Origin of the sequence: Telmatobacter sp. DSM 110680 (assembly GCF_039994875.1) — a bacterium.
Lineage (GTDB): Bacteria > Acidobacteriota > Terriglobia > Terriglobales > Acidobacteriaceae > Telmatobacter.
Genome location: NZ_CP121196.1, coordinates 2,707,007 through 2,725,473 on the forward strand (window position 1 = coordinate 2,707,007; position 18,467 = coordinate 2,725,473).

The window sequence follows — 18,467 nt, forward strand, 5'->3', positions numbered from 1 at the left end:
TCGAAGTCAATTCAGAATTATCTGCAGCAACGCGTCCACAACTGCTCGATGTAGCTGTCGGTCATGCCGGCGATGTAGTCAGCTACTGTCCTGGCCAATCCCTCGCTTGGAATCTGAAGCTGGTGATCGGCGGGGAGCAATCCGGGATCGCCCATCAGCGCTGAGAATAGATCGCGCACGAGCCGGGCGGCGCGCTCATGCTCTTCTTCCATTCCGGGCGAGTTGTAGAAGTTGGTATATAGAAAGCCCTTGGCTGTAGCGCGTTCCGCCTCCATAGCCGGGCCGAGTGCCGCAATTCTTCCGGGAGCATTCCGGATATCTTCAAGCGTGGTAGCTCCCAGAGCGTTGACGCGACTTCGCACCTCATCGATCAAATCTGTGACCAGGGCGTTGAGCATGCGATTCAGGGTTTCATAGACTGCCTGCTTCGACTGCGCCAACGGGTATTCATTTGTCACTTCGTCATGGAACCGGCGGAAGAAGGGCACTTGATCCCGGACAGCCTCGAGGTTAAGGATGCCCGAATCGAGTCCGTCATCGAAATCGGCGGTGAGGTAGGCGATTTCGTCAGCGAGATCGATTAATTGCGCTTCCAGCGGAGGGCGAAGATCGAGGAAGTATTCAGCGAGCTCGGGATGAGAGGCGGAGGTGTAATCGCGAGAGTGCTTGATGATGCCTTCGCGCACGCCGAGTGTGAGATTGAGGCCGCGGTATGCAGGGTATCGCTCTTCGAACCAGGTAACGATGCGGAGCGCGTGCAAGTTGTGGTCGAAGCCAAGGCCGTACTGCCGCAAAGCGGTGTCGAGGGCTTTCTCGCCGGCGTGGCCAAAGGGAGGATGTCCGATATCGTGCGCCAGGGCGAGGGTTTCGGCGAGTTCGGAGTTCAAACCGAGAGACACCGCAATTGTTCGGGAGATCTGCGCCACTTCGAGGGTATGCGTGAGGCGGCTGCGGAAATGGTCGCCCGGTAGATCGCGAGCGAGCCGGGAGAATACCTGGGTTTTCCCTGCGAGGCGGCGAAAGGCGCGAGCGTGGAGAATGCGGGCGTTATCGCGAGCGAAGGGAGAGCGATAGGGATGGGGAGTCTCGGGATGCTTGCGAGCGGCTAGCGTGCCATAGCCATCGACGGCTATATTTTCGGCCAGCAAGGCATTCATTTGGATTTGAAAACTCATCCTGTTACGGTCTTAGTCTGGTTATACCGCAGAAATGCAGGCGCACGCACAAAGATCCCTACAGGGTCGGAGGAGAATGAGAAGATCGTCTTCACCGGATTGCTACGAACGTGTTTGAAGTCACCATTGTGAGGGATGCACGGTGCTATAGAATCCTTCCTGCGACAGGATTGGACAATTACCGGGTTTCCGGAGTACCATCCTGCCGATTTTAGAAAGTGCGCGGGCGGGCGTCGTAATCTCGCGCATTCCGAGATTTTTCACTTCGGACTGGAGGCAAGAATGAAGGCGATGAAATGTGTTGCGTTGGCCCTGGTGGCCTTTGGAGTTGCATTCACGACAGGCTGCGACAGGCACTCGAATAAAGAAGTCTTCTACATGGTGTCGTCAAACATGGCGCTGCCGTACTGGCAGACCGCCGCCAAGGGTTTCAACAAAGCAGCTTCGCAATACAAGGTCACCGCGAAAGTGGTGGGTCCTGAAAACTACGATCCGCAGGCAGAATTGGCGGAGTTGCAGAAGGCAGTTGCGGCAAAACCCGCCGGCATTCTGATTTCAGTCGCGGATGTGTCTGTACTTGGACCCGCGATTGATTCGGCGATCGGCGCCGGTGTTCCCGTGATCACGATCGATTCTGATGCGGTGGGGAGCAAGCGGCTGTTCTTCATCGGCACGAACAATCTGGAAGCCGGAAGAATGGGCGGCCATCGCGTGATTGAACAACTGGGCGGCGTCGGAAACGTGGTGTTCTTCACGATTTCAGGTCAGCCGAATATGGAAGAGCGGCTGAAGGGATTCAAGGACGTTTTGGATACCCGGCCTGGAATTCACATTATTGACGTAATCGACATCAAGAACGACGCCCGTACGGCGTTCGACAAGACCCAGGAGTTGATGGTGCAGACGGGGCCCAAAAAAATCAATGCGTTTGTCTGTCTCGAATCAGCATCGGGGAAAATGGTCTCGGACGCGGTTAAGCGCACGAATGCTGGTGATCGCGTTGTGGTGGCCTGGGACGTGAATCAAGACACCCTGGACGGTATCAAGGGTGGCTCTATCAACGCAACGGTTGCGCAAAAGCCTTTCACGATGGGATTTATAGGCTTGCGGTCACTCGACGAGATTTTCCATGCGCCGCCGGTTGCGCTGTCAACGGACTATAGCCAAGATGCATTTTCGCCGTTCCCGGTGTTTATCGACACCGGTACTTCACTGGTCGATAAGCACAACGTGGACGCCTATATTTCGTCCGCCGAGGCGCATCAGTAACAAATGGGCTGGGAGTCGGATTGGAAAGAACAGAACTTAACTAAACAGCGCGGCAGCGTTCATGTAAATGAAAGCTGCCGCAAGTTTTTTGTGACAGAATGACGGCGATTAGAACTCGCTGCGATGTAAACGTAATGCTAAATCGATTCCTAAAAAAATTCCTCGGAACTCATCCGAAGAGGCCTTGACGCTGGGCGGAATTGGGTCCAACATAGGCAGCAAATAGCCGTTGTGCGCTTGAGGATGATCTCTTCAGGAGAACACTCGCTGACAACGAAATGATCGACCGGGCTCGATAGCCAATTTTCGCGAAAAGAAATGCGGGACGAGCAATGGTAGTCAAAACGCAACTGAAAGGCAGCGAAGTCACGGGGCTGCGTATTGGCGCGCGAAATGTGCGCAGGTACTTTCCCAAGGACATCCGCGTGATTGAGTTGCAGCTTGATCACTTACAAATACAGTGCGGACTTTCTCCGCAGTTCTGGCAGGGACAGCCGGAGATTCACGATCCTCGCCTGTGCGAATGGTTGGATTTCAAAGTTATTCACAACCAGGGGGGACGCAAGGAAGTCAGACTGGCAATGATTCCGTCCGGCAAAAATATCTTCACGCTGCGCCCTTCTGCGTTAAAAGGCGACGGAATGAGCAGCATGGAGCCACTGGCGGCGGCCTGAGTTCGGGTATTCGCGACTAGCTCACGAGAAAGTGTGGTTTAGATGAAACGGCACCTCGAAAATAGAGCGATCGAAGCGTTGCGGGAGACTTTGGGGCAAATCTCAGTAATCAAAATAAAAGAGATCGAGGTCGAAGATTTTCGTCCTCGCGGCGAGCGAACGATCATCGCGCGCGTCGAGATATACGGGCATGCCCATGAGTTGGTTTGCAAGTTGGTAGGGAGTGGCAATGCGCATGAATTGCAGCGCGCATTTTTGGAATTGGGTAAGCTCCACGCCCGTTTCTCTAAAGGGACGACTTCAGTCTTGATTGCGCCTTCCTTGTCAGAAGAAGCCCAGGATTTATGCCGAGATAGCAATATTGGATTTTTGGATCTTGAAGGGAACGCCCGTCTCTATCTGGACGAAGTTTTCATCGTGAAGCGCTCGCTGCCACTTCACAAAACGCTTCCGCCTCGGGTTGAAACATTGCCCACGTGCGAAACGGCCCACTTTGCAGATTTTGCAAAGAGCGCGCCGGGGTTCCTCAGCCAAGGCGGTAAACATTAAGGGCGACCAGTGCGCTGGCCGCCCTTAATGTCCTGATGGTTCTGAGTAGGCTACTCAGGCTTGTTCGGACCGGTTGTATTCTCTTGCTTTGCCAGCTTTACGCGTGCCGTTTCCAGCTTCTTCTGAACTTTGGCGACCTCGGTTGGTTCCACATCGGGAGGCGCAGATTTGGAATACTCCGACAGTGAGAGTTCCCACTGCGCAGCTGCGAGCCGAATGCGACCGGTCTTCTCGTAAAGATCCCCAAGGTGGTCGTGAACGGTGGGGTCGGTCTGATCGCGTTCAACGGCCTGGCGAAGATTCTCTTCAGCCAACTCGTACTGACCGAGCTTAAAGTAAGCCCAACCAAGAGAATCGAGATAGGCGCCATTCATCGGTTCGAGTTCGACGGCTTTGCGGATCATCTTTAAAGCTTCAGGGAGCCGGTTGCCTTTATCGGCCAACATGTAGCCGAGATAGTTCAACACCATGGCGTTATTGGGGTCGAGTTCGAGCGCCTGGTGGAAGTATTGCTCCGCCGGTTCGAAGTGCTTTTGCCGCTCCGCCAAGCCACCCTTCAGGAAGAGGAGGTAGATGTTGTCTTCCTTCTTGGAGGTGATGGACGTGGCCTTGTTGAGGGCATCTTCAGCATCTTTCCATTTGCGAAGGCGCGTGTAGATCTGTCCGAGGGTAATCCAAGTTTTCTGATCGTCGGGGTTGTTTTTTAGCAAGCCCTTGGCCATGGCAATGCCTTCATCGTCCTTGCCTTGGTCCACAAGTTCAGCCGCAAGCATCAACTTCAATTCCTGGTCCTTGGGATTTGAGTCGACGGCCTTGTGGGAGACGGCGATCGCTTTATCAAACATTTTGGCGTCGCGATAGACATCGACCTGATTCTGATATCCACGGAGCGCGTTTTCGCCACCGAGATCGATCATCTTCTGGTAAGTGGAGATGGCTTCATCGACCTTGTTTTGCTCGTGATAAACCGCACCAAGCCGTTCGAGGAAGATTGCGCGATTGTTTTTTTCGTCAGCGGTATAAGCGCCATTAGCGTGAGAGGTCAGGTCGACCATGTGTTCGTAGACCTGGGCGGCCTCGTCATATCGGCCGAGAACATCGAGGAGCAGCCCTTCGTTGTATCCCGCCTCGAGAGAATCTGGGTCTTTCTTAACGGCTTTTTTAATGGTCGTGAGTGCTTCTTCGTATTTGCCCTGTCGGCGGAGGATCTCGCTGATGTGGACCGTTGTGCTGGAGTCTTGCGGATCGGCGTCTGCGAGTTGGCGGTATTGCTTTAGAGCCGCATCGAGCTGATTGTCGTTGAGGAGCGCCTGAGCGAGCGCAGCAAGGTTGTGCGCATCCTCAGGATCTAGATCGACAGCGCGCTTGTAAGCGTCGATTGCGTCTTTCGGCCGCTTTAGCTGGTCGTAAACGCCGCCTAGAGCAAACTCCATCTTCGGAGTGCGCTCGGAGACAGGTACGGCTTCGATGACTTTCGAAGCATGCGCGAGGTCACCGTTCTCCGCGTAGAGTCGGGAGAGATTGAGAACGACTTCTTCGGAATCAGGGTCGAGATCCTGGGCAGCCTTGAATTGCTCCTCTGCCTTTTCGTTCTGATGCTTCACCGTGTAGAGCTGTCCCAGTACCATTCGATCTTCCACGCTTTTGGAGTCGAGTGTGACAATCTTCTGGAACTCGGCGATTGCCTGGTCGAGCGTGTTGCCGGTAGGGGACGAAGAGGAAACCGAGTTTTGCGCTTCACTCAACTGGCGCAGGTAGAGGCGGCCGAGCAGGCGGTGGGCATCGATATCGTTTGGCGAAGTTTTGAGCAGGCCGCGTGCGGTGGCTTCAGCCTCCCGCACTTGCCCGGTACGGAAGTACAAATCTGCCAGCTCATCGTTGAGCTGCGGCGATTCGGGGTCGGCGCTGAGAGCGGTTTTATATTCCTCAACGGCGTGGCGCATAAATTCCGGCCGGCCCGAGGCGATCGCGTCCTCTTCGTAAATATGCGCAAGGCCTGAGTGGTAGTAAGCCTGGGAACGGTCGGGAGCGGGTGTCGAAGCGGCCGTAGGGGTCGGTTTCGGGTCGGATTTGGGCTCCGAGGCGCTCGCTGGCGGCGGTTGTCCGGGCTTGGCCGGGGCATTTGGAGCTTGGGCAGCCAGAGAAGTTCCAGCAACCAGAGAAAGTGCGAGCGGCAGCCAAAGAGATGGCGATAATGTTTTTATTTTCATGATCCTCGGGGATCCAGTGAATGTCTTATCCGGGGAGGCAACAATACCTCCCGACCGGGCGGTTAAAGCTTTGATGCCGCCAATGCGCCGACAAAGCCCGCCTATGTTAAAGACGATTTTACCTGTGAATAGTCGCAGAGAACCATCGGAATGAGGCGTTTTCGGGAGCCTGGTAATCTAACTGGTTTCTTTGGGATTGTCGAAATGACCGAGTGTCAGAGATTTGAACCGAGCAGCCAACCACTGTCCCGGAGTGACTTAAGCTGACGGCGCATTATTTCAGTTTGCCGACTCATACGTTCGAGTTGCCGTTCACCGGGATGTTCTTCGGCGGGAATAATCAGAATGGTACCGTGATCCGGCTCGGGCCAAGTCGAATCGGGAACTTGATTCTGGGGATCCAATTGCGCGTCGAGCCACTGAAGGCGCTTCCGAAGTAAATTGAGCTGATTTTGGACCGCAGCGGATTGTTTCCAGCCCGATTCGCCTTGCAGTGCTGTGAGGGTGGTGACGCTTTGGGCAAAGCGGCGCAGGTACGTTACGAACGCAGTCGCAAAATGCGCAAAGGGCAGGCGCCTGGGCCAGGACTCCGCGAGCAGGCGTTGTAGCGATTCGTCAGTATCGTTGTGCGCGAGGCCAGCGCGCCGACGGGCACTTGCGAGGGAACGTGGCGAGGAGGAATCGCCCCTCCAAGCCGCTAATAGTTGCTCAAGATAATTCCGGTCGGCGGCGAGGCTGGCGCGGAGGAACGCGGGTGCTCGATCGCGCTCATAGATGGGGAAGAGAAACATCATGGCAATGATGGAAATGACCGCTCCCGCAAACGTATTCAGGATGCGGATAAGAGCCAGTTGCCAATCGCCGGAATAGGGAAGCCACGCCAGCACGAACGCAGGCGTGAGAAAGAATGCAAAAGCCGCGTAGCTGATGGGCAGAACCGCAATGGCCAGCAGCGAAAGCGGAAAAAGAACGGCTGCGATGACGAGTTGGTTGTGCAGCAGCACAGCAAGGATGGCAGCGAAAATACCTCCGCCGACCGTGCCTCCAATGCGTTCAAGCCCGCGGCGAAGGGTGCCAGAGACGTGAGGCTGGAGCACGATGAGCGAAGTCAGTAGGAGCCAATAGCCATGGTCGATGTGCAGTAGAAGGATCAGTGCCACATCCAGCCCACACACAACAGTCACGCGCAGAGCATGACGCAGCGTCAAGGAACTGAAAGCAAAGTTGGCGGCGAGGAGATCGAGATTCGGACGTAGCCTGGATTGTCTCAGGCGTTGGTCGACGTGTTCTGCAAGCGCTGTTGTAGACGCGGGATCGCTGGAGACTTCTGGAGATTGGCCGAGCCGCAGTAACGATGCGCTTTCGATGGAAGACTGAAGAACAGAGGCAGATTCTGCGACCTGGGCCAGAAGAAAGCTGTCGTTCGGATCAGAAGAGTTGAGACAGCCCGCGAGATAGTGCGGCAATCGGTCCATTTCGCGCCATTTTGCGCGGGCATGCGCCACGGTCAAGCTGCGGCGACGTGTGAGCAGGGTCGCGATCCAGCGTTCGGCGGAGCGAAGGTCGGAGAGACTCTCGAGTCCACGCTGAAAGCATTTTGAGCCGCTTTGATTTGCGGCCTGCGCCTCCAGATGCTCAGCAAGCGCGACCGTGCGCGCAATGAGAAGATCGGCGTGTTCAAGCAGGACGACGAACTGGCGAGCACGTGTCGAATCCGCTTGACGCTCGCCCTGGGCGTTGGCAACGGCTTGCCAGCCATGCTCGACGGCTCGGCGAATCCGGTACTGGTGGTGCTGAGCGAGGCGATGCCAAAGGGCCGGTGCAGGAGTGAGACGGTTCGTTTCCTCCCGCGTGGCGAGGTCATAAACCGAACCCAGAAAGGAAGCAAGTTCGTTGTAGCAGTCGGCGACGGCGAGGCGGGCTGGACGATATGCGTCGAGCGGCCAAAGGAGCAAGGAGAGTACGGCTGCCCAAACGCCACCCGCGAAAAGAGCGATCGACCAGCTCAGCGCCGTGGTCCAGTTGGCGGGCGGTGCGCCAATGCCGCAGATGTAGATGACCTGTACGAGCAGACCTGCGGAGGAAAACGGCGGACCGAGTGCGGCGAGATAACTCCAAAAGAAGCAAAAGGCGATGGTGACGGGGACAGCCCATACAAGGCTTCGACCGGCGACGCAGCCAAGAAAAAGTCCCGCGGCACCTCCAAACGAAAGTGTGGCAAGACTCGCGAGTCGCGAGCGATAAGGTCCGCCAGTGTCGGCAAGGATGGCTTCGAATCCGCCCAGTGCAGCCCAGCCGAGAATACTTAGGCCAGCAAGATCTCCAATTACCAGGGGCGTACACAGCGCCACAGCAGCGCGTAGGCCGCGAAACCAATCCATCTGGCGCGCGAGGGAGCGCAAACGAGCGCGACCGATGGTTGGGGACTCGGCGAAATTCGTCATGCCGTGAGCTTTCTGCTGCCTTGAATCAATGGCGGAAGTGCCGGATTCCCGTGAAGACCATGGCGAGGTCTAGGCGATCAGCGGCGCCGATTACGTCGTCATCCTTTACCGAACCGCCAGGCTGAATGACGGCGGTCGCGCCGGCTGCTGCAACTGCTTCGAGTCCATCAGGAAACGGGAAGAAGGCGTCAGAGGCCGCGACGGTTCCTTTGAGTGGAAGCACGGCTTTTTGTGCGCCGAAGCGAGCGGCGTCCACGCGGCTCATCTGGCCAGCTCCGACGCCGACGGTCTGGCCATCCCGCGCATAGACGATGGCATTCGATTTGACGTGTTTGCAGACGCGCCACGCAAAGATTAGGCTGCGGAGTTCTTCGGCGGAAGGAGGACGCCAGGTGACGACCTTGAGTTCGTCCTCGGTGACGCGGCCAGTATCGGCATCCTGAATAAGCAGGCCGCCGGAGACGTGTTTGACCACGGGCCGGAGGGGAGCGGGACGGACTTCGACGAGTCGCAGATTCTTTTTGGCGGCGAATCGTTCGCGGGCTTCAGGAGTGAATTGCGGAGCGGCAATGGCTTCGACAAAGAGCTTTGCGATCTCGGCTGCGGCTTCTGCATCGACGGGTCGATTGATGCCGATGACGCCACCGAATGCGGAGACGGGATCGCTGGCCAGCGCCTTCTGATAGGCCTCAAGCACCGTGTGTCCAGTTGCAGCGCCGCAAGGATTGGTGTGCTTGACGATGATGACGGCGGGCTCATCGAATTCCTGCGCAAGTTCCCAGCAAGCGTCCAGATCAACGAGGTTGTTGAAGCTGAGTTCTTTGCCCTGCAGTTGTGTGGCACCGGCGATGCCGAGGCCGGAGCCGTCACTGTAAAGCGCGGCGCGCTGATGAGGATTTTCTCCGTAGCGCAACGATTGAGCCAATGGCATGTTGATGCGGAGAGTGGACGGCAACTCCGGCGCTGCTGATTGCGACTTCGGCGCGATGGGCTCAATGGGTTTGGGGGCTGTGGCAATTGAATCGAGCGTGTTGGCGATCGCGGAGTCATAAGCAGCCGTGGTGGCGAATGCCTGCTTCGCGAGGCGCCAGCGGGTTTCGCGGGTCAGGGAGGCGCCGTTGGCGCTTTTCATCTCATGGATGAGATCGGGGTAATCCGTGGGACGCGTGACGATGGCGACATCTTCGAAGTTTTTGGCGGCGGAACGGACCATGGATGGACCGCCGATGTCGATGTTCTCAATGAGGTGGCCGAATGCGACGCCGGGCTGGGCGGCAGTCTTTTCAAATGCGTAGAGATTCACGACGACCATGTCGATGGGCAGGATGCCGTGGCTGGCGACGGCTGCCTCGTGCTCGGCGTTGCCGCGAATATAGAGTAGGCCGCCGTGGACGCGCGGGTGCAGCGTTTTGACGCGGCCGTCGAGCATCTCCGGGAAGCCGGTGAGTTCGCTAATGTCCTTCACGGCGAGACCGGCCTCGCGAAGCGCGCGCGCGGTGCCGCCGGTGGAGATCAACTCCACGCCGAAGCCGGCAAGGGCATTTGCGAATTCAACCAGACCGGTTTTGTCGGTGACGCTAAGAAGCGCTCGCCGAATCGGCTTTGTCGTACCTGTCGATACACTCACAGTTCTGCTCCTGATAGACCAAACAACAGACTACATGGAAATGCCTGGTCGAATTTGAGCGTAGATTTGCACCGGTTTGGAGTTCGGTTCTTGTGCGTAAATGGATGCAGGCGATGGATTAGAGTGGAGATATGAGTAGCATTCCCCCTCCACCCCAGGGAAACGGCTCCTATCGTGGGGGAGCCGGCGCAGAACCGGAAATTCTTAGACCGACTGCGGGCTACATTCCTACGCCACAACCGGTAGTGAGAAGGCGGCGATCTTTCTGGGCCACCGCTCCGGCGACCTATGTTCTGGTTGGCATCAATTGCGCTGTCTTTGTGGCAATGTTACTCAGGGGCGTTGGGGTTATCAGCCCAACCGCTGAGCAATTGATGCAGTGGGGCGCAAACAATGCTGGTTCGGTGCTGATCAACGATCAGTGGTGGCGGATTGTTACAGCGATGTTTGTGCACGTGGGCATCATTCATCTGGCTACGAATATGTGGTGCCTCTGGAACCTGGGGCTTCTGGCTGAACCCCTGATTGGCTCGTTTGGTGTTGCTGCAGTTTATGTGCTGACTGGCGCGGCGGGGAATTTGCTGTCGGTGATCTGGAATGCCCGGCATTTTAGCGTCGGGTTGTTCAACCAGCAAATGCAGCATCAGCCTTTCAATATGCTCGATTATTTTTCGCCTGGAGCGGGAGCATCGGGTGCCGTTTTTGGAATAGCAGGGGCGCTAATCGTGCTATTAAAGTCGCCCAAGCTTCCTGTGCCTCCGGCAGAGTTGAAGAAGCTGCGGAAGTCGGTCATCTATTTTGCTGTGATCAACCTGGTGATCGGTCTGTCTATCAGCCTCAATGTCGTATCGTCTCGTACCGGCATCAGCATTGATAATTCCGCCCACCTTGGCGGAGTGCTTTGCGGGTTGCTGTTTGCGATGCCGATGGTGCCCCGGCTCGGGAATCCGCCGCAGGTGTTTCGCACGCGGCTGCAGATTGCTACAGGAATGATTGTGGGTATCCTCGTGCTATTCGGGTTTTTCATCACCGTCGTGACGAGTTAATAGCTCTGGCCGTTGGAGCGCTGGGAAAAATTTGCCTGGTGAATTATGCGAAAATCTGATTGAACGCTGCTCGTCTATCTCACTCCCGGAGGAAGACCATGAGGCGTCGTGAATTCCTTAGACAGGCCGCTGTAACCGCGGCAACCGTCGCTGCTTCAAGCCAACTCAAAGCTAAAACTCCGACAAATCCAATTGCACGGCGACCGCTGGGGCGAACCGGCGAACAGCTTTCGATTATTGCTTTCGGCGGGATTGTTGTGATGAACGAAAATCCAGGCGAAGCTTCAAACATCGTGGCTGAAGCCGTTGACCGCGGTATCAATTACTTCGATATTGCTCCGAGCTACGGCGATGCACAGGAGCGGCTCGGGCCGGCGCTGGCACCCTATCGCAAAGACTGTTTTCTGGCCTGCAAGACGGAAGGCCGGATGAAGGACGACTCCCGCAAGCAGCTGGAAGAGTCTCTGCGCCTGCTGAAAACGGATCATGTGGACCTGTATCAGTTCCATGCCCTGACGAAGATGACAGAACTCGACAAGGTTCTAGGGCCGGGCGGCGCCATGGAGACGATGGAAGCGGCGAAGAAAGAAGGGAAGATCCGCTACATCGGCTTTAGCGTGCATTCCGCAGAGACAGCGCTGGCCGCTATGGACCGCTACAACTTCGATACGATTCTGTTTCCGCTGAATTTTGTGCTCTACACGGAGGCAGGATTTGGACCGCAGATTCTGAAGAAGGCGCAGGAAAAGAAGATGGGAATCCTCGCGCTAAAGGGTATGGCCAAAACGGTTTGGCCCGACGATCAGAAGAAGGATCATCCTGAGCCGAAATGCTGGTACAAGCCGGCTGGATTTCCGGATGAGGCTTCGATGGGACTTCGCTGGACGCTGGGGCATCCGATCACCGCAGCGATTCCGCCGGGGGATGAACGCTATTTCAGACTGGCCATGGATGTGGCGCAGAATTACAAGCCGCTGCAAGCGCATGAGGAACAGGCGCTGCTGACTGGGGCGCACGGCGTTGAGCCGATTTTTCACTTAGGGAATGATGTTTAACCGGGGCCAGGTGCGTCACTGGCCATGATGCCCAAAGCCCCGCCAGGCCGAAACAGTAATTACCGCACCGCTGTCGAGGCGAACTTCTTCACCATCGCGAGCAGCAGCTTGCGGTCACTCTCGTTGAGATTTGTTGAATAGCGTCGAATTTGCGTAAGAAAGCGCAATTCCTCATCGCTAAGGTGTTGGGTGTTAACGGCGCCCAATGAGTCTTCGGCGAAAAACTGGGCGATAGGCAGATCGAGGGCGAGCGCGATCTTTGAGAGAGTGTCGAGCGAGGGAACGGTGTGTCCGTTCTCAACTCTCGACAGGTAGCACCGCAACAGGCCGGTCTTCTTTTCGATGTCGCCCTGGGATAGACCCTTTTGCAGCCGGTGTGCACGGATGGTGGTGCCGATCTTCATCACGCCAAAGCTCTTTTCTGCTTCCGTGCAAAGGATAGACCCACGGTAGCTACCACTGAGTTATTGGCGTAAGAGTAAACATGGTATCTGATACAGTGCAAGCGGAAATCCGGGGACGAAACACCAGGAGTAACCTGCATGTAAACCAAGTAGTCAATAGCGGCTTCGAGCGGTGAAAGTCCTACTTGGACCTGCGCAACGAAAATGTGCAAAGTTCCGGACCATCTGATCGGCGGCGCGTTCCAGACGTAAACCTTCACGACTCGACGTCCGTCTGTCTGAATACGGGTTCGAGTGCGGGAGCATGGATGAAGCGACGGGCAATACGGGGAGCGATCGCTGCGGCGGTGTTTGTGTGCGCGGGGATCGGGACATGCGCTCAGTCTCCGGCCACAGCGCAACCTGGAGCGGGTGCCAGTCCAAACGCCACGACTGCCGTTGACGCTCCTAACGCCGCACCGGCGATTTCCGGCGGCAAACTCCATGGGCATGTAAAGAGCGGCACGGTGCCGCTTCCTGGCGTCACGGTCACGGCTCAGAACTCTCTTACGGGAAAGAAGTATGCGACAACGACGGACGTGACTGGCGCGTGGTCTCTCGCCATTCCGCAAAACGGACGGTACGTGATTCGCACGCAGTTCGCAGCGTTTGCGCAAGGTGCGCAGGAAGCTTTGCTGAATACGTCCAGCCATGACCAAGCGGTCGAGTTTCAGCTGATGCTTGCTTCGCGGGTGGCACAGCAACAACAGCGCGAAGATGCGCAGGCGGGACAGGTTTCGCAGGCGATTCGGCAGTTGGCGAGCAACGGTGCGCAGGCCCTGAACCTGGTGAGCGCGCTGACGGGTGACACGGAATCTCAGGGCAATTCGGGCGGCGCAAGTGGAGCGGCGTTGCCGACAGTCGCGGGAAACTCTGATTTCAGCGATCAGTCCGTGGCGATCAGCGGGCAGTCGGGCTCTGTAAGTCCGCTCGCGGGCGTGGATATGGACCGCTTGCGCGACGCTATGGAGACGATGCGCGCCCAGGGAGGTATGAACGGTGAGGGTGGGCCGGGCGGTGGATTGTTTGGCGGCGGTGGATTTGGCGGCGGCGGATTCGGAGGAGGAGGGTTCGGTGGCGGCGGATTTGGTGGCGGTCGGGGCGGCGGCGGTCGCGGGAATTTCCGCGGATTTAATCCGGGGCAGCCACATGGAGCAATTTTCTGGATGGGTAGCAACTCGGCGCTGAATGCGGAACCCTTCAGCCTTCACGGCCAATCGCAGCAGCAGCCGGCATCAGGTACGAATCGCTTCGGGCTCACATTTATCAGCGCACCTTACATTCCCGGGTTGACGAAGCCAAGCGGGAAAGACACGGTGTTTCTTACGCTGTCGGGGTCGCGCAGTTCAAACCCCCTGGATGAGTACGCGACAGTGCCGACGGATGCGGAACGTGCGGGTGATTTTTCAGCTGCAGGATTGCCGGCCATTTTTGATCCGACAACGTTTCAGCAGTTCTCATCGAACGGCGTCTTGAACGTGATTCCGGGAGGGCGCATCTCGCCTCAAGCCAAGGCACTGGTGCAGTATTTCCCTGAGCCGAATATCCCCAATGCAGTGCAAAACTATCATCTGCTATCGACCGCACAGTCCAACTCGACGCAGGCTGGGATTCGCTATATGCGCAGCATCGGCGCGAACGCGTCGCCGTTTGGTCTTGGCGGACGCGGGGGCGGCGGAGGTCGACGCGCGCAGCAGAGTCAAGGTCTGCGCCAAAGTGTAAGTTCGAATTACAACTGGAGCCACTCTGCTTCAGACAATGTGAATCTCTTTCCGGAACTGGGAGGCAAGACTGCGGCAGATTCATACTCGCTGCAGGCAGGCTATACGCTGGGATACAAAAAGTTCACCAATATTTTCAATGTAAATTGGAATCGGTCTGATACGAACGTTCGTAACTTTTTTACGAATGAGACTGACATCGAAACGCAGCTGGGAATTCTGGGGTCCAACGGCGATCCGCTGAATGCAAGCCCGTTGAATTATGGATTGCCGAGCGTTGTACTGAGCAATATTGCGGGTCTCAACGAGCAGCAGCCGAGAGTTGCGATTCAACAGACAATCTCATTCTCTGAAACTCTTAGCTGGATTCATGGCAAACACAATATGCGTTTCGGCGGGGATTATCGCCGCGTACACAATGATTTTCTTTCAAGTTCGAATGCCACGGGCAACTTCACGTTTACCGGATTATTCACGCAGGATTCAACGAGCGATCAGAATACCGGCTTTTCTTTCGCCGATTTTCTGCTGGGGCTTCCGCAGCAGACAGCGTTGAATGCCGCGGTGAACAAGAGCTACCTTCGCGACAATGTGATGGATGGATTTTTGCAGGATGACTGGCGCTGGAAGCCAAGCCTCACGCTGAACTACGGATTGCGGTATGAGTTCTTCGCTCCATATACGGAAAAATACGGACGGCTAGCCGAAGTCGCGACAAATCCGACGCAAGGATTCACGACGCAAACAGAGGTGCAGTCGGGACAAAGCGGGCTTCCCGCTTCGCTGGTGAATCCATTTCGCAAGGCCTTCGCACCGCGCGTTGGCATGGCGTGGAGGGTTCCCAAAGTCAAACAGATGGTCGTTCGCGCGGGATTCGGGATGAATTACACGGTCGGCTCTTACGCTACGTTCGCGGCGACGATGGCACATCAACCTCCGTTTGCAAATGAGCAGACGAACCAGGAAGCGACCTCGAATGGCACACCGTCTTCATCTTGCTCGCAAAGCGGAAATTGTCTGACGCTGGCGCGAGGGTTCCCCGCGCCGGATGCGGTCGGAAACTATGCTCTGGATCCGCACTTCAGCTTGCCCTATGTGCAGACGTGGAATCTCGATGTTCAAAAGACGCTGCCGTGGGGCGTCGTGGTGAACGTCGGCTATAACGGATCGAAAGGGAATCACCTGGATATCGTCACGGCTCCGCGCGCGCTGGTGAGCAGCCCCGATACCGATCCGCCCAATTTCCTGAACTGCACAGGATTGCCGGTTTGCTACCCGTTGAACTTCCGGTTTGAGCAGGCTGCTGCCTTCTACAAATTCAATGCGGGGACGCTGCGGGTCAATAAGCGGATGTCAAACGGCGTTGCGCTCGGCGCGAACTATCAGTACTCGCATGCGATCGACAATGCGGGTGTGGTGGGCGGCGTGGGAGGAGTTGGCGCACAGAACTGGACCAACCTTCTGGACGAAGAAGGGAATTCGAGCATTGATCAGAGGCACAAGGTTACCGGAACATACGTGTATGAACTGCCTTTTGGGGCGGACAAACGCTGGGTGACCACGGGAACGGGCTCGCACGTATTGGAAGGCTTTTCGGTCTCCGGTAGCTTCACGTTCGGGAGCGGCACTCCGCTGACGCCGGTGTTCTCGGCATCGCAAGTAAGCGTGGCGTGCGGCACTGGAGGGACATTCAGGCCGAATCTCACGGGTACGCCGCTCAACTTGAGTAGCGGTCGGCAGTGGTTTAATCCTACTGCGTTCAACGAGCCTGCGTTAAATTCGCAATTTCCTTGCGGCACCTTCGGAAATACACCACGCAGTTTCTTTAATGGTCCAGGAACGGTGCAAAACAACATGGCGCTCTCAAAGACCATGCAGCTTGGCGACACGCGCAGCATGGAGATTCGCGCAACGATCAACAACGCTTTCAACACCGTGCAGTACTCGGGCGTTGATACCAATGTTGCATCGCCCACGTTCGGGCAGGTGACGTCCGCGGCATCGATGCGGTCGTTCCAATTCACGTCGAGGTTCAGATTCTGATGACGAATTGGACGCAGAAGGCGATTGCTGTTGCAGTGATCGGCGCGCTTGCTTTGCAAGGCGTGCGGATTGCGCCTGCGCAGGATTCGCCGCAGTCGGACAACTATGTCTTCAAGGCGAATGCGGAACTTGTGCTAACAAATGTTGTGGTGCGCGATTCCAAGACAGGCGAGTTTGTTCGAGGCCTCAAGCAGAGCGATTTCACGGTGCTCGAGAATGGAAAGCCGCAGCAGATCGCGTCGTTTGATTATCAAACCGTTGAGATGGCCACTCCTTTGAAGGAGGCGACCATCAGCGGGCTGGCTTCCGGTTTGAATGGGCCTGCAGGAAGCAAAGCTGCTGTTGTCGCCAAACCGGAGGACCTGCGCAACCATCGGCTGATCGTGATGTTTTTCGACCTGACTTCCATGCAGCCCGAAGACCTGGACCGCTGTGTAACGGCAGCGCGTGATTTCCTGACCAACAAGATGCAGCCTGCAGATCTGGTCGCGCTGGTATCGCTTGACGAGACGCTCAAGGTGGACCAGGACTTCACGGCCGATAAGGCGGTTCTGGCTAACGAGGTTGGTGTGTACAACGGAACCCAGGGCCAGGGATTTGCGCAGGGAGCCACGGCAAACACAAACCAGGTGGAAGACACGACTGGTTACACGCCAGATGAGAGCGAATACAACGATTTGAATACGGATCGCGAATTGTATGCGCTGCGAGCAATCTCCAAGGCACTCACGAAAATCGGAGAGAAGAAGTCGCTGCTGTATTTCTCGGGCGGCATCTCCCGCGATGGTATCGAGAACCAGGCGTCGCTGCGAGCAGCCATTAATTCAGCCGTTCGGGCAAACCTTTCGATCTATAGTGTGGACACGCGCGGTTTGCAGGCGATTTCGCCGCTGGGCGATGCTTCAACTGGGAGCACCCGGGGTTCGGGTGCGTTTAACGGTGCAGCGCTTACGAATAACATGAACTCGAATTTCGCCTCACAGGAAGTGATGGCGACACTGAGTTCCGAAACGGGCGGCAAAGCATTTTTCGATTCCAACGATTTTGCTCCGGCATTTGCGCAGGTACAGCGGGACATGTCGGCCTATTACGCTATCGGTTTTCATTCATCGAACCCTGCGCGCGACGGGAAGTATCGCAAGCTAACGATCAAGGTCAATCGGCCGGGTTTGAAGATCGAATACCGTCCGGGCTATTATGCGCCGGCGGATTTCAAACACTCTGGCCGGGAAGATCGGGAGCGCGAACTGGACGAACAATTGGCCAGCGATCTGCCAGCGACGGACGTAGCGGTGTATCTCGACGCCATGTACTTTCGGCTGGACGAAAACCGGTTCTTTGTGCCGGTTTCGCTGATTGTGCCCGGATCGCAGATTCCCTTCGTCAAAGGCGGCGATAAGGACAAGGCCACACTCGATATCATCGGCGAGGTAGTTGACGAGGTAAAGCGGCCAATTGGCAACGCCCGAGAGACTGTAAAGCTCAACCTTGATCCTGCCTTGCAGGCCCGCCAGAAGAATATTGAGTACACTACGAGCTTCAATCTGCCGCCCGGGAAATACCGGCTGAAGTTTGTGGTGCGCGAGAACCAGACCGGGCGGATGGGATCGTTTGAAGCGGACATAACATTGCCAGACATGAAGAAGCAGCCGCTCAAGATGAGTTCCATTGTGCTGGCCTCGTTGCGTCAGCCGAGCAAGAAGGCTTCGCCGCTAGTGCGGGGAGGCGAGGAGTACGTGCCGAATATCAGCCACGTCTTCCGGCAGGATCAGCATCTCTACCTTCTGTACGAGGTGTACGGTCCGACGCGGGAGAAGCTGACCGAGGGTAAACCGAAGGGCACCAAAGCAGGTATCAATCTGCTCAGCAGCCTTGAACTTATTCAGGGCGCCACCAAGGTCTATGAGACGCCCCTCGTGCAGGCAAAGGCAATCAACGTAGAGGGCCGGGACGCGGTGGCCGTGGAATTGGATGTGCCGCTGGCAGGGTTGAAACCGGGCTCGTACCTGTGCCAGCTTAACGTGATTGATGATGCCGGAGGTAGCTTCGCGTTTCCGCGTTTTGCGGTCTTGCTGCGTGAGCCGACGATTCCTGCGGCTCCGACCGTTCCGGCTGCGACTAGCTCGAGCATTGCTCCGGCCGGGCAGCCATAGACTCAAATCCTGCAACAGTGGCCGTCACCAATCCGCGTATTCTGGAGAAGCGGTGAGG

12 protein-coding genes are annotated in these 18,467 nt (G+C 56.6%); 7 read left to right on the forward strand and 5 right to left on the reverse strand.

The window, feature by feature from the left end; translation table 11 throughout:
- Nucleotides 1-17 precede the first annotated feature (17 nt).
- Complete coding sequence (gene dgt, locus P8935_RS11210) at nucleotides 18-1,175, reverse strand: dGTP triphosphohydrolase (RefSeq protein ID WP_348265085.1); 1,158 nt, start codon at nucleotides 1,173-1,175, stop codon at nucleotides 18-20.
- 282 nt (nucleotides 1,176-1,457) lie between these two features.
- On the opposite strand from dgt, the gene P8935_RS11215 reads away from it, so the two are divergent.
- The 3 genes from P8935_RS11215 to P8935_RS11225 all read left to right on the forward strand — a co-directional run bounded on the left by P8935_RS11215 (nucleotide 1,458) and on the right by P8935_RS11225 (nucleotide 3,667).
- Entirely contained in the window at nucleotides 1,458-2,444 is a 987-nt protein-coding gene (locus P8935_RS11215) for a substrate-binding domain-containing protein (RefSeq protein ID WP_348265086.1), read from the forward strand.
- A 332-nt stretch (nucleotides 2,445-2,776) separates the two neighbouring features.
- Nucleotides 2,777-3,118 carry a hypothetical protein gene (locus P8935_RS11220; RefSeq protein ID WP_348265087.1) on the forward strand — a complete coding sequence of 114 codons (342 nt, stop codon included), beginning with the start codon at nucleotides 2,777-2,779 and terminating at the stop codon, nucleotides 3,116-3,118.
- A 42-nt stretch (nucleotides 3,119-3,160) separates the two neighbouring features.
- Complete coding sequence (locus P8935_RS11225; protein ID WP_348265088.1) at nucleotides 3,161-3,667, forward strand: hypothetical protein; 507 nt, start codon at nucleotides 3,161-3,163, stop codon at nucleotides 3,665-3,667.
- A 50-nt stretch (nucleotides 3,668-3,717) separates the two neighbouring features.
- Here P8935_RS11225 and P8935_RS11230 read toward each other — a convergent pair whose 3' ends face one another.
- The 3 genes from P8935_RS11230 to purH form a co-directional block, all read right to left on the reverse strand.
- Complete coding sequence (locus P8935_RS11230; protein WP_348265089.1) at nucleotides 3,718-5,877, reverse strand: tetratricopeptide repeat protein; 2,160 nt, start codon at nucleotides 5,875-5,877, stop codon at nucleotides 3,718-3,720.
- Between the two features lie 215 nt (nucleotides 5,878-6,092).
- Complete coding sequence (locus tag P8935_RS11235) at nucleotides 6,093-8,321, reverse strand: FUSC family protein (protein ID WP_348265090.1); 2,229 nt, start codon at nucleotides 8,319-8,321, stop codon at nucleotides 6,093-6,095.
- 25 nt (nucleotides 8,322-8,346) lie between these two features.
- Complete coding sequence (gene purH, locus P8935_RS11240) at nucleotides 8,347-9,948, reverse strand: bifunctional phosphoribosylaminoimidazolecarboxamide formyltransferase/IMP cyclohydrolase (protein WP_348265091.1); 1,602 nt, start codon at nucleotides 9,946-9,948, stop codon at nucleotides 8,347-8,349.
- A 131-nt stretch (nucleotides 9,949-10,079) separates the two neighbouring features.
- On the opposite strand from purH, the gene P8935_RS11245 reads away from it, so the two are divergent.
- The gene (locus tag P8935_RS11245; RefSeq protein ID WP_348265092.1) at nucleotides 10,080-10,994 is read left to right on the forward strand and encodes a rhomboid family intramembrane serine protease; all 915 of its coding nucleotides are present in this window, start codon (nucleotides 10,080-10,082) and stop codon (nucleotides 10,992-10,994) included.
- Between the two features lie 98 nt (nucleotides 10,995-11,092).
- Nucleotides 11,093-12,049 carry an aldo/keto reductase gene (locus tag P8935_RS11250; RefSeq protein WP_348265093.1) on the forward strand — a complete coding sequence of 319 codons (957 nt, stop codon included), beginning with the start codon at nucleotides 11,093-11,095 and terminating at the stop codon, nucleotides 12,047-12,049.
- A gap of 59 nt (nucleotides 12,050-12,108) precedes the next feature.
- Here the strand turns inward: P8935_RS11250 and P8935_RS11255 are convergent, their stop codons facing one another.
- Complete coding sequence (locus P8935_RS11255) at nucleotides 12,109-12,453, reverse strand: helix-turn-helix transcriptional regulator (RefSeq protein WP_348265094.1); 345 nt, start codon at nucleotides 12,451-12,453, stop codon at nucleotides 12,109-12,111.
- Between the two features lie 308 nt (nucleotides 12,454-12,761).
- Here P8935_RS11255 and P8935_RS11260 point away from each other — a divergent pair, with 308 nt between their 5' ends.
- The gene (locus P8935_RS11260; protein ID WP_348265095.1) at nucleotides 12,762-16,256 is read left to right on the forward strand and encodes a TonB-dependent receptor; all 3,495 of its coding nucleotides are present in this window, start codon (nucleotides 12,762-12,764) and stop codon (nucleotides 16,254-16,256) included.
- A complete protein-coding gene (locus P8935_RS11265) occupies nucleotides 16,256-18,409 on the forward strand; it encodes a VWA domain-containing protein (RefSeq protein WP_348265096.1) in 2,154 nt (717 codons plus the stop codon). The genes P8935_RS11260 and P8935_RS11265 overlap by 1 nt, the downstream gene beginning before the upstream one ends.
- Nucleotides 18,410-18,467 lie beyond the last annotated feature (58 nt).

Coding starts and splice junctions, on each gene's coding strand:
- P8935_RS11250 (WP_348265093.1), top strand. CDS start 11,093: ATGAGGCGTCGTGAATTCCTTAGACAGGCCGCTGTAACCGCGGCAACC.
- P8935_RS11225 (WP_348265088.1), top strand. CDS start 3,161: ATGAAACGGCACCTCGAAAATAGAGCGATCGAAGCGTTGCGGGAGACT.
- P8935_RS11220 (WP_348265087.1), top strand. CDS start 2,777: ATGGTAGTCAAAACGCAACTGAAAGGCAGCGAAGTCACGGGGCTGCGT.
- P8935_RS11230 (WP_348265089.1), bottom strand. CDS start 5,877: ATGAAAATAAAAACATTATCGCCATCTCTTTGGCTGCCGCTCGCACTT.
- P8935_RS11260 (WP_348265095.1), top strand. CDS start 12,762: ATGAAGCGACGGGCAATACGGGGAGCGATCGCTGCGGCGGTGTTTGTG.
- P8935_RS11235 (WP_348265090.1), bottom strand. CDS start 8,321: ATGACGAATTTCGCCGAGTCCCCAACCATCGGTCGCGCTCGTTTGCGC.
- P8935_RS11215 (WP_348265086.1), top strand. CDS start 1,458: ATGAAGGCGATGAAATGTGTTGCGTTGGCCCTGGTGGCCTTTGGAGTT.
- P8935_RS11255 (WP_348265094.1), bottom strand. CDS start 12,453: ATGAAGATCGGCACCACCATCCGTGCACACCGGCTGCAAAAGGGTCTA.
- dgt (WP_348265085.1), bottom strand. CDS start 1,175: ATGAGTTTTCAAATCCAAATGAATGCCTTGCTGGCCGAAAATATAGCC.
- P8935_RS11265 (WP_348265096.1), top strand. CDS start 16,256: ATGACGAATTGGACGCAGAAGGCGATTGCTGTTGCAGTGATCGGCGCG.
- P8935_RS11245 (WP_348265092.1), top strand. CDS start 10,080: ATGAGTAGCATTCCCCCTCCACCCCAGGGAAACGGCTCCTATCGTGGG.